This window comes from Maribacter litoralis (assembly GCF_902506355.1).
In the GTDB taxonomy this organism is placed as follows: domain Bacteria; phylum Bacteroidota; class Bacteroidia; order Flavobacteriales; family Flavobacteriaceae; genus Maribacter; species Maribacter litoralis.
Genome location: NZ_LR733271.1, coordinates 1,280,696 through 1,296,485 on the forward strand (window position 1 = coordinate 1,280,696; position 15,790 = coordinate 1,296,485).

Genomic DNA, 15,790 nt, shown 5'->3' on the forward strand with positions numbered 1-15,790 from the left:
ATTATTTGACCAGCTCATAATCCAAACCTGGTCCATCGCAAGCCATCCATAGGCTAGAAATTATAGTCGAATTTCTGTACACTAAAAGTTCTTTATCATCTGCTGTACAATTACCTACTAATGTGTTTCCGGTTTGGTAAGTAAGCTCTAAATAATGATTAGGATCATTATCAAATTCAATCACCTCAAAACTACCTGTTGCTTCGTACACCACCTCATCAACAGTTCTAGATTTTATAAAAGTACCTTCTGGTGAAAAAGTATAATATTCTTGCCATTCCATTTCACTGCCAATAGTTTCTGAATTTTGAAAACTACCGGTCATTTTAACCAATGTCCATTGCTGTTCAGCATACACAAACTGGGTTGACTCTAAACCATAGTCATCATCACTGGAACAGGAAAGCAGTAAAACAATACATACTAGTAAAGCGGTAATTTTTTTCATAGCACCAAGTCTTGTAAGTAGTTACAAGATACCTTAATGCTTATTTAGTTGCGTTAAGAGAGGCTTTAAATTAAAGCCCTAATATTTTGGCATCTACAAAGAATGTAGAATTTACCTCTAATTCATGATCCGTACTGATCAATTCGTCCGTCACCGTATTTAAACGCAAACTAAATTCATCTTTTTTAATATATTCCTTTAAATCTGCATCAGACGTATCTAAAGTTATTACGTTGCCTGCATCTTCTGGAACTTCTTCTAGATATGCAATTCGTATTTCATCGAGATCTTCTGCTGAAATATAAACCTCAATAGCATTTAGAAAACTAAAATCGGCACCATCAGGTGATATCATCACCATTTCCAACTCGGTTAATTTAATTTCTTCAATAAGATCTTTCCTAGTATCGTTGACCGCAAAAGTAGATTCTGAATTTGTCTCCATTTCGGGGGTAAAAACATCAAAAGGTAAATCAATACCTGCAGAAGAAGGTATGGTAGCTCGCTGGCTATATTCCATATCAAATTTTGTTAATTCATCTAGTTTATCACACGAAGAAAAAATGGCGAACAGACAAATAATCGAGATGTACTTCTTAATCATAATTCAGGGGTTTATGCATAATAACGAAGTATCCCCTTAATTATTTTAATAACTAAGGGGATACTTAAATAGTCTCTTAAGGATAAAAACAACTATATATTAGTCATTGAATACAAGCACAAAATAATTTTTCTTACCTCTCTGTAGCAATACAAACTTATCATTGATCAAATCATCTGCAGTTATTAAAAAGTCTTCTTTTACCTTTTCTTTGTTTACTGAAATAGAATTTTGTTTCAATTCTCTTCTTGCCTCACCGTTTGATCCCAAGAAATTAGTTTTAGCGGCCAAAGCCCCGATCATATCAAGACCATCGGCTAATTCAGATTTAGTAAGCTCGGCTTGTGGAACGCCATCAAATATCTCTAAAAATGTTTTTTCGTTCAACCCTTTTAAATCTGATGCTGTAGATTTACCGAATAGAATTTGACTAGCTTTAACAGCATTGTCAAGGTCTTCTTGCGAATGTACCATAACGGTTATTTCATCTGCCAATCTCTTTTGAAGCAGTCTTAAATGCGGAGCTTCTTTGTGTTGTGCAATTAGTTCCTCAATTTCTTGCTGACCTAAAAACGTAAAGATCTTTATATATTTATCGGCATCTTCATCTGATGTATTCAACCAATATTGGTAAAATTTGTAAGGTGATGTTCTTTCCGCATCTAACCATACATTACCGCCTTCAGTTTTTCCAAACTTGGTACCATCTGCTTTTGTAATTAACGGACAGGTTAGGGCATACCCTTTTCCTCCTGCAATTCTTCTAATTAATTCCGTACCTGTTGTAATGTTACCCCATTGATCACTACCACCCATTTGCAAACTACAGTTATGCTCTTTGTACAGGTGAAGAAAATCATACCCTTGTACCAATTGATATGTGAATTCTGTAAATGACATACCTTCTTTTGATTCTGCAGAAAGACGTTTTTTTACAGAGTCTTTAGACATCATGTAATTTACGGTAATATGCTTACCTACGTCTCTAATGAATTCCAAGAACGAGAAGTTCTTCATCCAATCATAATTATTCACCAACACTGCAGCATTATCCTCTTCTCCAGAAAAATCCAAAAAACGCGATAATTGCTCTTTTAATGCCTCTTGATTATGGCGTAATGTTTTCTCATCAAGTAAATTACGTTCTGCAGATTTACCAGAGGGATCACCGATCATACCCGTAGCGCCGCCGATCAATGCGTAGGGTTTGTGCCCTGCCAATTGAAAATGGCGCAACATCATTACCCCAACCAAATGACCTATATGTAAAGAATCTGCTGTAGGATCAATACCTACGTATGCAGATTGCATACCTTCCAATAAATGTTCTTCTGTGCCCGGCATAGCATCATGTAACATACCGCGCCATTGTAATTCTTTGACAAAATTTGTCATCTCTTGCTTAATTTTAATTGAATTGCAAATATAAATGGAATTCTTGCCAGTACACAGTAGATTAAAGCATGAATTTATCCACCTGTATTCCCTAAATTTGAAATATGGTATTAGTAACAGGAGGCACAGGTTTGGTGGGGTCGCATTTGCTACTGAAATTAACAACGGACAATATACCGGTTAGGGCATTATATAGATCTGCCGACAAACTTTCTCAGGTAAAAAAAGTGTTTGGTTATTATTCTAATGAAGCAACTTCCCTTTTCAATAAAATTGAATGGATCAAGGGCGATATTTTAGATATTCCTTTTTTAGAAAATGCGATGACGAGCATTACACATGTATACCACTGTGCTGCCTTTATCTCTTTTGACCCGTCTGATTTTAAAAAACTGGAACGAATTAATAGAGAAGGCACTGCCAACATCGTTAACATTTGCATAGACGCGGGTGTAGAAAAATTATGTCATGTAAGTACCATTGGCACCATTGGTAGAACACTCAACGGCGAAGCGGCTAACGAAGAGACCGAATGGACTAGGCAGAACGCAAACCCGTATGCCATTACAAAGCACCTTGCCGAAATGGAAGTGTGGCGTGGTGCACAAGAAAATTTGAACGTGGTAATTGTAAATCCCGGTGTAATTCTTGGTCCGGGATTTTGGAATTCCGGTAGTGGTTCTTTTTTTAAAACCGCATCAAAAGGCTATAGTTATTATCCACCTGGCGGTTCTGGTTTTATTAGCGTGTTGGATGTTGTTTCTATTATGATCACCCTTATGAATTCTGGTATACATAGTGAGCGTTATATTCTAGTGTCCGAGAATCTAACTTACAAAGAAATACTACATAAAATTTCTTTGGCCATGGAAAAAAGACCTCCTACAAAAGCCCTTAAGTTTTGGCAATTGAATATTGGAAGAATATTTGATAAACTAAAAACTATTTTTACCTCTGGCACCAGAACCATTACAAAAAATACGATCTATGGATTAAAACATCCTAGCACTTTCGACAACTCTAAAATTAAACAGGTTATACAAACCAATTTTGAGCCTATTGACAAACAAGTCGTCTTTTCCTCAAAGTTATTTATTGCTGAACATTCTTAAGCGAAGTTGAATCTTTCTCCTTAAGTTCTACCGCTTTTTTAACTTTCGCTGCTTGGCTAATACTATCACGAATCTTTTTTTCTGCCTCCAATTTTAACCGTTGATCTTCCAGTTCTGTTTCCACTTGTTTATACATGTTCTCGTACACCAGTGGTTTTGACGCATAGTAACGATCACTGTTTACGAATTGAGCGCTATCGATCTCATACTTTTTAAATATATACGAGGTTGGATCTATACCGTTCTCTCTTAATTTACCCAAGTTTGTAGCTTTACCGGCATTGACAATGGCCATATCTTTAATGATGGTCACCATTTTATCTTCTGGTATTAAATTATCCGGTTTTTCTATGAGTTCTTCTGCACACGCATAAAACATCAATACCGCTACGATTAGATATAAAATTTTTCTCATGGTCTATTGAATGTAAGTCTTTTTGCATTTCTTTTTTCAGAAAACTGACCCTTGCTATACCCTAAATGACCGTTTATGAACGTATGTATTACTTTAGATGAAAATGTAGTATCCTCAAAAGGAGACCATTTACATTTGTATGCAATATTCTCCTTCGTAACCGTCCATGGGTTATTTAAATCTGCCACAACTAAATCTGCATAATACCCTTCACGGATATATCCACGTTTTTCTATCTGAAACAATATCGCAGGATTATGACACATTTTCTGCACCATTTTCTCTAAGGTTATTGTTCCGTCTTTCACCTTTTCCAACATGGCATTCAATGCATGTTGCACTAATGGTCCACCAGAAGGTGCTTTGGTATATACATTGTTTTTTTCTTCCAATAAATGAGGAGCGTGATCTGTAGCGATAACATCTATTCTGTCATCTAATAAGGCATTCCACAACATTTCTCTATCGGTTGCTGTTTTCACTGCCGGGTTCCATTTGATCAATGTGCCTTTATTTGCATAATCGGCATCTGTAAACCATAAATGATGAATACAGACCTCGGCGGTAATTTTCTTTTGTTCCAACGGAATATCATTACGGAACAAATCGGTCTCTTTTCCTGTGGATAAATGAAACACATGCAATCTGGCTCCCGTTTTCTTAGCCAAAGCAATTGCTCTTGAAGAGGAAAGATAACAGGCTTCTTCACTTCTTATAATAGGATGCAATTCAACAGGAATATCGTCTCCATACTGCGACTTATACTTCGCTAAATTCTCACGTATGGTGGTTTCATCTTCACAGTGGGCAGAAATGACCATTTCTGTATTACTGAAAATATTTTCAATGACTTTTTCGTCATCAACCAACATATTACCCGTTGAGGATCCCAAGAATAATTTTATGCCCGAACAGGCGTTTTTATCCAACCTTTTTAACTCCTCAAGGTTGTCATTGGTGCCACCAAAAAGAAAGGAATAATTTGCGAAGGCCGAATTTGAGGCAGTAGCGAATTTTTCTTCCAATTTTTCTATGGTCGTTGTTTGTGGCGTGGTATTGGGTTGCTCCATAAACGTGGTAATACCACCCGCAAGTGCAGCCCTACTTTCTGTAGCTATTGTTCCTTTATGGGTAAGGCCAGGCTCTCTAAAATGAACTTGGTCATCTATTACCCCAGGTAAAATATGCATGCCAGAAACATCAATGACTTCTGCATCGGCATCTGAAATATCTTTTGCTATTTTTGAAATTACATCATCAACAATAAGAATATCACTTTCCTGTACTATTCCCTCATTAACAATTGTACCGTTCTTCAATACTATTTTACCCATATTTTAAAACTTATTTTTCAAAAATAAACTTCTCATTTTCATTATAAATACTCCCCAAATAGCTTCACTGATAATTGAAGAGCTCATTTTTGACTTTCCCAATACTCGATCTCTAAAAATAATGGAAACTTCTTCTATCTTAAAATGTTTTAAGTACGCCCTAAATTTCATCTCTATTTGAAATGCATAACCCACAAAACGAACGGAGTCTAAATTTATAGCTTCCAAAACCTCTCTTTTATAGCAAACAAAACCTGCAGTGGGATCATCTACGCGCATACCGGTTACCAACTTCACATAAACTGAGGCTCCATAAGATAACAATACCCTATACAATGGCCAATTAACTACATTCACCCCTTTTTTGTAACGAGAACCTACTGCTAGGTCCGCACCATTTTCACATGCCTTTAAAAGTCTCAGCAAATCTGAAGGAGTATGCGAAAAATCGGCATCCATCTCAAAAATATATTCGTAGCCTTTTGCTATTGCCCATTTAAAACCATGTATATAGGCGGTACCTAAACCAGACTTCTCCAATCTGGTCTCCAAAAATAGTTTCCCCTTGAACTCTTCTTTAAGCCCGCGAACACAATCTCCTGTTTTATCTGGGGAATTATCATCTACAATAAGTACATGAAACTCTTTTTGCAAGACAAATACAGCCCTAATTATAGCCTCTACATTTTCAATTTCATTATAAGTAGGTATGATTACTATACTACTGGACATAAGTTATTTCTAGGTGTTTCGACAAAAGTAAGGTTTTAAAAGTCGTCTTAAAATGGCCTACAATATCTTTATGAAATATTTAAACTAGGTAGGTAGTCTTAAATTTGTAATTTTACCACTTAGTACTTTATGCAAATGTTGACTAAAATACCTAAGCAGTTTTACTATTTTTTAGCTGTTATTTTCATTCTAAACCTTTTACAATCTAGTTTTACGCAACTCATTTTTGATGAGGCCTATTACTGGTATTACAGCCAAAACATGGCATGGGGCTATTTTGATCACCCACCCATGGTAGCGCTACTTGTAAAGATCAGTAGTTTCTTTTTCAACGGCGAGCTAGGCGTACGTTTTATGAGCTGTATACTCTCTGCAGTGAACATAATTCTTCTTTGGCTAATGATCGACAACCCAAAAAAGAATGATTACATCAAGCATTTTTTTGTACTGGTGTTTTCAATGACGCTGCTAAATGCCTACGGATTTTTTACATTACCAGACACCCCTCTTTTATTTTTTACAAGTTGCTTTTTACTGACTTACAAGCATTTTATAAAAAACCCAACTTGGGGCTTGGCCATAATAATGGGTGTTTTTATGGCTGCACTAATGTATAGTAAGTACCATGCGGTTTTAGTTATTTTCTTTGTACTACTATCTAATTTAAAATTAACCACCAGCAAATATGCTTGGCTTGCCGTAATTGTTGCGTTATGTTGCTATGTGCCGCATTTTTACTGGTTATACGAAAATGACTTTGTATCCATAAAATATCATTTATACGAAAGACCGAACGGAGCATATAGTTTCGAGAAATATACCTTAGGCTTCTTTGTAAACTTGGTTGCCATTTTCGGTTTAACATTTCCGTTTGTCTATAAAGCATTATTTAAAACCAAAGGGAACGATCTGTTCAATAAAGCATTGATATACCTAACGTATGGCGTGTTAATTTTCTTCTTTGTATCTAGTTTCAATAGAAGAGTGCAAACGCAATGGATCATTATTGTTTGTATTCCTGTAATAGTTATCGCCTTTAACTACATGTTAAACAATAAACAGGCGCTAACCTGGATTTTTAGATTAGGACTCGTTAATACCGTGTTGATCATCTATTTGAGAATAGGACTTGCTTATCAACCGCTTCTATTTAATTTCTATTATGAAAGCCATGGTAATAAAGAATGGGCAAAAGCCATTGAAGATGAAGTTGGAGACATACCTGTAGTTTTCGAAAACTCATACAGAAACGCCCCCATGTATGCCTTTTACACTAACGGCACACCAACATTTTCGTTAAACAACTTTATGTATCGTAAAAACCAATATTCAATTAACGATGCAGAAGAACAAGTACGTGGTAAAGATGTTGCCTATGTTTCTAAATATTTAAACAACCCAACATTTACTTATACAAGGGAGAGTGGCGGACTCTATAAGGGAAAATACATTTCTAACTTTCAATCTTACCGAAAATTAGACTGTATTATCGAGAACGATGAGGTAACGTTAAATACTGATGAGCCTTTAACTCTTAAAGTGTATAACCCGTACAAAGAAGACATTGACCTAAAAAAACTGAAATTCGCCATTACCTATATGGATGACTACAAACACCCATTAGAAACACTAAGAATACATCCTAAAACGACCCAAAATACTATTACAAGATTAAAAAAACAGGATACTACGGTATTTAAATTTCAGTTACCAAAAACAAAAAAGGAAAACATTGGGTACTTTAGGGTCGTGATATCTGAAAATGATCTGTTATACGGATTAAACGGTAAACCAATTTCTGTAAAATAATGGAACCTATTGCAAGAACATTTGGACAAACCGATTGGATCACCATAACACTTGTGGTGAGTCTTTTATTCCCAATAATTGCGAAAAGTATCTATTATCCTCGATTTTTAAATTTCATTATACTCCCGTTCAACAATAAGTACATTAGCACATATACGAAGAAAGAAAAGCTATTTAATTGGTTTCATTTTCTAATGAGTGTCTTTCAAGTGATCAATACTACACTTTTTATTTTTTTTATTTGGCGCTCATACTTCAATCCTACCGAAGCAAAAAACCCGTATATTTTTCCTTTACTACTTGCAGGGGTTTTCTTATTTATCGGTGCAAAAACCATGGCACAACTGTTCAACGGATTCATTTTCAATTCGTACAAAACTTTTAACGAGCTGATATTTAAGAAATTAACCTACTTTAATTATTCTGGTATTATTCTATTTATTGCCAATGTATTTTTAGCCTATGTTTTTATAGACTCAAAAATTACCATTATTATCGCGTTGATATTATTTTTTGCAATCAACACAATTGGCTGGATAGCAGTTCTAAACAACTATCAAAAATTTATAAGTACGTATTTTTTCTATTTTATTTTGTACCTTTGCGCACTCGAAATTGCACCCTTAGTTATTATGGGAAGCTTTCTAAAATAGTGCAGCATATGAAAGTAAAAACGATTTTGGTCTCTCAACCTGAGCCAAAAATGGAAAACTCCCCCTATTCCAAGCTTATTGACAAAGAGAAAGTAAAGGTTGATTTTAGACCGTTCATTCATGTAGAAGGAGTTGACGCCAAAACAGTGCGCCAGCAAAAGATCGATCTGAACGATTTTACAGCGATTATCTTAACAAGTAGAAATGCAGTAGACCATTTCTTTAGAATTGCAGATGAAATGCGCTTTAAAGTGCCAGATTCAATGAAATACTTCTGCCAATCTGAAGCGGTTGCCTATTACCTTCAAAAATACGTGGTCTATAGGAAACGTAAGATTTATGTTGGTAAGAGATTGTTTTCTGATTTAGTACCGTTGATCAAGAAGTATAAAGATGAAAAATTCTTACTTCCTTCTTCAGATGTACTTAAGCCTATTGTACCCGAGACTTTAGAATCTTTAGGTATCAACTGGAAAAGAGCTATCTTTTACAAAACGGTTATAAGCGACTTATCTGACTTAAGAAATGTTTATTATGACATTCTTGTGTTCTTTAGTCCTTCCGGTATTGAATCTTTATTACAGAACTTTCCAGATTTTGACCAAAAAAATACGCGAATAGCTGTATTTGGAAATTCTACCGTAGATGCTGCCACAGATGCAGGACTCCGAATAGATATTAAAGCTCCAACGCCAGAAACACCATCTATGACCATGGCGTTACAAAAGTATATTATGAGCGTTAATAAATAATAACGCAAAGAATTACATATTAAAAAAGCCTTGCAATGCAAGGCTTTTTTTGTGTCTTAAAATGCGTACCGTTGTGGTCCGCCTCTTCTTATTTCTTCACTGGCGTAGCTTTCGAACTTTTTAAAGTTTTCCCTAAAAGCATTTGTCAACTTAAACGCAGTGGTATAATATTTTTCATCATCGTTCCAAGTAGCTCTAGGACTCAGAACCGAAGTTGGTACACCAGGACATTCTCTTGGCTGCGCAACACCGAATACGGAATGTATATGGTATTTATCATAGGAATATAAGCCCAACTTACCGCTTAATGCTGCAGATATCATAGCTCTTGTATATTTCAGCTTCATTCGTGTACCAACACCGTAAGGACCACCTGTCCACCCCGTATTGACCAACCAAACATCTACACCAGATTCTTTCATTTTCTTACTCAACATTTCTGCATACTTAGTTGGGTGCAAAGGCATAAACGGTGCTCCAAAACATGCTGAAAATGAAGGTACCGGTTCTACCACACCAGCTTCTGTACCCGCAACTTTTGCCGTATAGCCAGAAATGAAATGGTATGCAGCCTGACTAGGGGTTAATTTAGATATTGGAGGCAGTACACCAAATGCATCGGCAGTCAAAAAGAAAATATTCTTAACATTCTTACCTATAGATGGCTGCTGAATATTATCAATATGGTGAATTGGATAACTCACCCTTGTATTTTGAGTAATTGAGGTATCGGCAAAATCTACATTTCCGTTATCGTCCAAAACAACGTTTTCCAAAATTGCACCAGGCTTGATGGCTCCGTAAATTTCCGGTTCTTGCTCTTCAGATAAATTAATAACCTTGGCATAACAACCTCCTTCAAAATTGAAGACCGTATTTCTACTGGTCCAGCCATGTTCATCATCACCTATCAGCTTTCTATTTGGATCGGTTGATAGCGTTGTTTTTCCTGTACCTGACAATCCAAAAAAGATAGCGGTATCACCATTTTCCCCAACGTTGGAAGAACAATGCATCGGTAAAGTCTCTTTATAGACCGGCAATATAAAATTCAACGCAGAAAAAATACCCTTCTTGATTTCACCGGTATAACCTGTACCACCGATCAATGCTATTTTATCGGTAAAGTTTAAAATTGCAAAATTATGCTGTCTTGTGCCATCAACAGCAGGATCAGCCATAAAACCAGGAGCATTGATCACCGTCCACTCAGGAGTAAAATCTTGCAATTCGGCTTCCGTAGGACGCAAGAACATATTATAGGCAAACATATTTGACCAAGGGTACTCATTAATGACCCTAATATTCAACTTATAGTCTTCATCTGCACATGCGTAACTATCCCGAACAAAAAGTTCTTTACTATTTAAATAGTCTATCACTTTAGTGTACAGTGCATCGAATTTTTCCTTTTCAAATGCAATATTGATATCACCCCACCAGACCTTATCTTTAGTAATGTCATCTTTTACGATAAATCTATCCATAGGAGACCTACCTGTAAATTCACCAGTTTTGACCGCAAGTGTTCCATTCCTTGTTTCAACTCCCATATCCATTTCTAGAGTAGCTTTTTGAAGCTGTTCAGGGGTTTCTTGATAATGAAAATTGGCGTGTGTAATCCCGTAGTTTTCTAGGGATATGGTATTCGCATTTGTCATTGAGCTTTTCATGCTTTAGAAAATTTGTTCGTGTAAAACTAAAAAAAATAAAAGCTGAACTACTGATTTTCAGCGCTCAATTAGCAAATGCCCCTATAGAAATACGAATTCAATTAAAGATAGACGAAAAAGGAAAATTATTCGCAGGTACTTTATTCTTTTTAATACACATTATAAAGCAATAACGCTCAATATTTGCATTATTGTTATTTCCACCTTAAAATTTTAAGAAATAAATAAAAAAAACGTCTTTTTTTGTTTATTTTTAGATGAAATATTCTGCAGTTTTAGCAGCTAAAAGCATAGCAGCATTCTTCATATTATATTCAAGATCTTTGTCTTTATCTTGGATCTCAACCACATCAAAAACGCCTTTTTCCTTTAAAGCATCTTTTGGTATTTGCAGTGCACCACACATAGTAATAACCGGAATATTATAATTTTTACCTAGCATGATTACCCCTTGTAACAACTTACTGTGTAAATTCTGCTCGTCTATTTTACCCTCGCCAGTAATGATGTAATCGAATTTTTCTTGGTTCAATAGTTCTTTTAGTCCAGAAAGCTCAGTACTAAAGTCCATAGCCCCTAAAAACTCGGCTCCTAAAAATGCTTTTAATCCATAAGCAGCACCACCGGCAGCTCCGGCTCCAGGTAAATCATTATACTGTACCTTATATTTTTCAGAAACCACCCGGTTCAAACGTATTAAACCTTTATTAAGCTCAGTTATGGTGTTTTCACTTGCTCCTTTATATTTTGCGTATACGAAGGCAGCACCATTTTTACCAAATAACGGATTTACAACATCATGCACCGTATGCACATTCACTTCTTTTAATTTATCAGAGACCCTGGTTTCCGTTATTGACTGAATCAATTGCAAACTAGACCCTGTAGGCATCAACACCTCTCCCCTTTCATCTAAAAAATCATATCCTAAGGCACTGGCAATACCAATACCGCCATCGTTGGCAGCACTAGCCCCAAGACCAACATAAATATGCTTCACCCCTTTTTCAACCGCATCTTTTATCTGAAGTCCGGTTCCATAGGTACTGGTAACCATAGGGTCGCGCTCATCATATGATAGCAATTGCAAACCAGATGCATTTGCCAATTCTATGTATGCAGAATTACTTTGCTTATTGTACAAATAATATGATCGTATGGGTTTTCCTTTAGGATTCTCACTGATTACATCCACAGAAATACAGGGCTTGTATTTCGAGATGGTATTTAAAAAGCCTTCGCCACCATCCGTAGCCTTAATATAATGCGTACTAAAGGGCACTCCCGATTTTTTCATACCGGAAACAAAAGCATCAGAAAAAGCCTCACTTGTTAACGAGCCCTCAAACTTATCTGGAATTAATAATAGTTTCATTTATTCGAATTTCTGGGGGAAACTATTTATTGAAATATCCCATAATTCTGGGAGAATAAAATATACAAAAAAGGTCAGTATAAAAATAGAAATTATATTCATAAAAAAACCTTTTCCTACCATATCCGGTATTCTTAAATAACCTGATCCGAAAACCACGGCGTTTGGTGGTGTGGCTACTGGCAGCATAAAAGCACAAGAAGCAGCTACAGCCGCGCCTACCATTAACACGAACGGGTGTACATCTATCGTTAAGGCCATAGGTGCCAAAACCGGTAAAAGCATGGCCGTGGTAGCTAGATTAGAAGTTATTTCCGTTAAAAAGTTAACCGCGGCAATCAATACTAAAATCAATATGAGTATAGGCAAACCAGACAATGATGTCATTTGCTCACCGATCCACACTGCAAGTCCGCTAGATTCAAAACCTTTGGCAAGAGCCATTCCCCCACCAAAAAGTAATATAATTCCCCAAGGCATTTTTACCGCTTCTTCCCAATTGATCAACTGCTCACCTTTTTTCTTTGAAGGAATCAAGAACAATACTATCGCAAAAAATATAGCAATGATAGTATCATCTAAGCCAGGTAATATCTTTTGCAATAAAAATGAACGGGTGATCCAACAGAATGCAGTAAGAGCGAAAACAAATGCGACAACTTTCTCTTCGTAGGTAATTTTACCAAGATTGGATAACAAGCGCTGTATTTCTTGCTTACCTCCGGGAAAGGATTTCTGTTTAAAAGTAAACGCATACTTTATCAAGTATTTCCAACAAATAAAAATGAGTATAATCGATATAGGCAAACCAAATGCAAACCATTGCATAAATGTAATCTCATAGCCATACGTATCTAACACCACTCCGGCCAGCACTAAATTTGGCGGAGTACCAATTAAGGTTGCCACGCCACCAATTGATGCACTATAGGCTATCGCCAGCATAAGCGCCTTACCAAAGGTCTGGTTTTCGTCTTCAACAGTTTCTGGGTTATCCTGTAATTGTTTAATGATCGCCAAGCCAATAGGTAACATCATTACTGAAGTTGCGGTATTGGATATCCACATAGACAAAAAAGCGGTGGCTACCATAAAACCCAGTATAATCTTTCTAACATCTGAACCAATTAATTGAATAATGTTCAAGGCTATTCTTCTATGTAAGTTCCATTTTTCTATAGCAATGGCGATAATAAAACCGCCCATATAAAGAAACACATATTTGTGCCCGAAAGAACCAGAGGTAGACGACAAATCTAACCCTCCAGACAGCGGAAACAATACTAGTGGCAACAATGCGGTTACAGCAATAGGAATAGCTTCGGTTATCCACCAAATAGCTATCCAAATGGTAGAAGCCAAAACAGCATTTGCCTGTTCTGAAAGTCCGTCAGGATGAAAAAAGAAAAGTATAAGAATAAAGGAAACGGGACCTAAGACTAGTCCCAATAATTTAGTTTTACTCATTTCAACGCCATTAATGGGTTGAAAATACATTATTTAAGTACTATAATGACGTATTTGTCTTTCTATTTTATCATTTTAGATTTCAATATTCCGTAACCTGTAAGCGCCCATGCCGCAATCAAAAACAGCCCCCCGATAGGAGTTACTATTCCTATAACGGCAAAATCGAACTCCACCAAAGCATTTAATGACAGTAGGTAAATGGAAAATGAAAACAATATGACCCCTATAACAGTGCATATATAGGCGGTTTTATTAGATTTCATAAATCCCTCAGGCAATAACCCCAGTGCAAACAGAAAAAAGGCGTGATACATTTGGTACCTCACCCCAGTCTCAAATGCTGCTACCGCCTGTGCATCGACCAACTTTTTTAACCCGTGTGCCCCAAATGCTCCAAACACAACCGCAAGCATCCCAAACAAGCATGCAGTGACTAAAATTGTTTTTTTCATAACTTTATCTGTAACTTTTTTTATAAATGTAACAATTTGATACCTTAGTAAATCTTAACCAATCAAAAATACTGAAATCGTATGATGCGAAAAATTCTTGTTATAGGCGCTGGTAAATCTACTTCTTACTTATTAGATTATCTACTGGGCAAAGCAGCATCAGAAAACCTGCAAATTACCATTGGCGACATCAACCCGACCACTATACCATCATCAATCTCGAACCATACACATTGTACGGTTATTGGTTTGGATATCTTTAAGGAAACAGATAGAAAGAATTCTATAGCAGAAGCGGACATAGTTATTTCTATGCTACCTGCCCGTTTTCATATCATGGTAGCAGAAGACTGCATAGCATTAAAAAAACATTTGGTTACAGCATCATATGTAAGTGCTGATTTACTGGCGTTAGATTCAAAAGTAAAGGATGCGGGACTGGTATTTATGAACGAAATTGGTTTAGATCCGGGCGTTGACCATATGAGCGCCATGCAAGTAATTGACCGTATTCGTGACAAGGGCGGCAAAATTATTCTTTTCGAATCTTTCTGTGGCGGATTGGTTGCGCCTGAACACGACAATAACCTTTGGAACTATAAATTTACCTGGAACCCAAGAAATGTGGTACTAGCAGGGCAAGGAGGAACCGCAAAATTTATACAAGAAGGCACCTATAAATATATACCTTACCACCGCTTATTTAGAAGAACCGAGTTTTTTGAAATTGAAGGCTACGGAAGATTTGAAGGCTATGCCAATAGAGATTCTCTCAACTATCGGGAAGCTTATCAATTAGAAGATGCATTAACAATTTACAGGGGAACCATGCGTCGTGTAGGATTTTCAAAGGCATGGAATATGTTTATACAACTAGGAGTTACAGATGATACCTATACTATAGAAAACTCAGAAAACATGAGCTATAGAGATTTCATCAACCTCTTTCTACCGTATTCCCCAACCGATTCTGTAGAACTTAAGCTTAGACATTATTTAAAATTGGACCAAGATGATATTCGATGGGACAAATTAATAGAGCTCAACATATTTGACCAAACCCGAGTTATAGGCATACCAAATGCTACACCTGCACAAGCACTACAGAAAATTCTTGAAGACAGCTGGACACTTAAGGCAGAAGAAAAAGATATGATCGTTATGTACCATAAGTTCGGTTATGAATTGAACGGGGAAAAGAAACAAATAGATTCTAAACTGGTGGTAACCGGAGAGAACCAAACCTTTACCGCAATGGCAAAAACCGTAGGTTTACCGGTTGCCATGGCAGCATTAAAAATTTTAAACGGCGAAATAACTACACCAGGGGTTCAAATACCTATCTCAAAGGAGGTATACGAACCTATTCTGAAAGAATTGGAATCTTACGGCGTTAATTTTAAGGAATATGAAGTGCCCTATTTAGGTTACAACCCCAATTCTGTAGTTACCTAGGTTATTTTAACTAACATATTGAAAGCAAATAAGTACTTTTATGTTTTAAACCCTCATTGAGAATTCTATTACTTAAGGCTTGCCTTAAAATAATACATACCTCTAACCGCT

Annotated in this window: 15 protein-coding genes; 5 read left to right on the forward strand and 10 right to left on the reverse strand. The window is 36.4% G+C overall.

Features of this window, described 5'->3' with window-relative positions:
* Position 1: 1 nt before the first annotated feature.
* From EXIGUO8A_RS05250 to tyrS, 3 genes are all read right to left on the reverse strand, one after another.
* Positions 2–448, reverse strand: a complete 447-nt coding sequence (locus EXIGUO8A_RS05250) for a hypothetical protein (protein ID WP_159302231.1) — start codon at positions 446–448, stop codon at positions 2–4.
* Between the two features lie 70 nt (positions 449–518).
* The gene (locus EXIGUO8A_RS05255) at positions 519–1,052 is read right to left on the reverse strand and encodes a hypothetical protein (protein WP_159302232.1); all 534 of its coding nucleotides are present in this window, start codon (positions 1,050–1,052) and stop codon (positions 519–521) included.
* A gap of 99 nt (positions 1,053–1,151) precedes the next feature.
* Complete coding sequence (gene tyrS / locus EXIGUO8A_RS05260; protein ID WP_116771221.1) at positions 1,152–2,447, reverse strand: tyrosine--tRNA ligase; 1,296 nt, start codon at positions 2,445–2,447, stop codon at positions 1,152–1,154.
* A gap of 104 nt (positions 2,448–2,551) precedes the next feature.
* Between tyrS and EXIGUO8A_RS05265 the strand changes: the two genes are divergently transcribed.
* Positions 2,552–3,559 carry an NAD-dependent epimerase/dehydratase family protein gene (locus EXIGUO8A_RS05265; RefSeq protein ID WP_159302233.1) on the forward strand — a complete coding sequence of 336 codons (1,008 nt, stop codon included), beginning with the start codon at positions 2,552–2,554 and terminating at the stop codon, positions 3,557–3,559.
* Here EXIGUO8A_RS05265 and EXIGUO8A_RS05270 read toward each other — a convergent pair.
* Genes EXIGUO8A_RS05270 through EXIGUO8A_RS05280 form a run of 3 tightly spaced genes read right to left on the reverse strand, consistent with a single transcriptional unit; the run spans position 3,540 to position 6,040 of the window.
* A complete protein-coding gene (locus tag EXIGUO8A_RS05270) occupies positions 3,540–3,974 on the reverse strand; it encodes a DUF4296 domain-containing protein (RefSeq protein ID WP_159302234.1) in 435 nt (144 codons plus the stop codon). The two genes, EXIGUO8A_RS05265 and EXIGUO8A_RS05270, sit on opposite strands and share 20 nt — an antisense overlap.
* On the reverse strand, positions 3,971–5,308 hold the full coding sequence (locus tag EXIGUO8A_RS05275; RefSeq protein ID WP_159302236.1) for a dihydroorotase: 1,338 nt from the start codon (positions 5,306–5,308) through the stop codon (positions 3,971–3,973). Before EXIGUO8A_RS05275 ends, EXIGUO8A_RS05270 begins: the two co-directional genes overlap by 4 nt.
* A gap of 3 nt (positions 5,309–5,311) precedes the next feature.
* Complete coding sequence (locus EXIGUO8A_RS05280) at positions 5,312–6,040, reverse strand: polyprenol monophosphomannose synthase (RefSeq protein ID WP_159302237.1); 729 nt, start codon at positions 6,038–6,040, stop codon at positions 5,312–5,314.
* A 135-nt stretch (positions 6,041–6,175) separates the two neighbouring features.
* Between EXIGUO8A_RS05280 and EXIGUO8A_RS05285 the strand changes: the two genes are divergently transcribed.
* Genes EXIGUO8A_RS05285 through EXIGUO8A_RS05295 form a run of 3 tightly spaced genes read left to right on the forward strand, consistent with a single transcriptional unit; the run spans position 6,176 to position 9,254 of the window.
* Positions 6,176–7,849: an ArnT family glycosyltransferase gene (locus tag EXIGUO8A_RS05285; protein ID WP_159302239.1), complete on the forward strand. Its 1,674-nt coding sequence runs from the start codon at positions 6,176–6,178 to the stop codon at positions 7,847–7,849.
* Positions 7,849–8,502 carry a DUF4271 domain-containing protein gene (locus tag EXIGUO8A_RS05290; RefSeq protein ID WP_159302240.1) on the forward strand — a complete coding sequence of 218 codons (654 nt, stop codon included), beginning with the start codon at positions 7,849–7,851 and terminating at the stop codon, positions 8,500–8,502. The genes EXIGUO8A_RS05285 and EXIGUO8A_RS05290 overlap by 1 nt, the downstream gene beginning before the upstream one ends.
* Positions 8,503–8,510: 8 nt before the next feature.
* Entirely contained in the window at positions 8,511–9,254 is a 744-nt protein-coding gene (locus tag EXIGUO8A_RS05295) for a uroporphyrinogen-III synthase (RefSeq protein WP_116771227.1), read from the forward strand.
* A 56-nt stretch (positions 9,255–9,310) separates the two neighbouring features.
* On the opposite strand, the gene pckA is transcribed toward EXIGUO8A_RS05295, so the two are convergent.
* The 4 genes from pckA to EXIGUO8A_RS05315 form a co-directional block, all read right to left on the reverse strand.
* The gene (pckA, locus tag EXIGUO8A_RS05300) at positions 9,311–10,927 is read right to left on the reverse strand and encodes a phosphoenolpyruvate carboxykinase (ATP) (protein WP_159302242.1); all 1,617 of its coding nucleotides are present in this window, start codon (positions 10,925–10,927) and stop codon (positions 9,311–9,313) included.
* Positions 10,928–11,180: 253 nt separating this feature from the next.
* Entirely contained in the window at positions 11,181–12,302 is a 1,122-nt protein-coding gene (locus EXIGUO8A_RS05305) for a glycerate kinase family protein (protein WP_159302244.1), read from the reverse strand.
* Positions 12,303–13,769, reverse strand: coding sequence for an SLC13 family permease (locus EXIGUO8A_RS05310; protein ID WP_159302245.1), 1,467 nt, complete (start codon positions 13,767–13,769; stop codon positions 12,303–12,305).
* A 62-nt stretch (positions 13,770–13,831) separates the two neighbouring features.
* A complete protein-coding gene (locus EXIGUO8A_RS05315) occupies positions 13,832–14,224 on the reverse strand; it encodes a DUF423 domain-containing protein (protein WP_159302247.1) in 393 nt (130 codons plus the stop codon).
* A gap of 81 nt (positions 14,225–14,305) precedes the next feature.
* Between EXIGUO8A_RS05315 and EXIGUO8A_RS05320 the strand changes: the two genes are divergently transcribed.
* On the forward strand, positions 14,306–15,679 hold the full coding sequence (locus tag EXIGUO8A_RS05320) for a saccharopine dehydrogenase family protein (protein ID WP_159302248.1): 1,374 nt from the start codon (positions 14,306–14,308) through the stop codon (positions 15,677–15,679).
* Positions 15,680–15,790 lie beyond the last annotated feature (111 nt).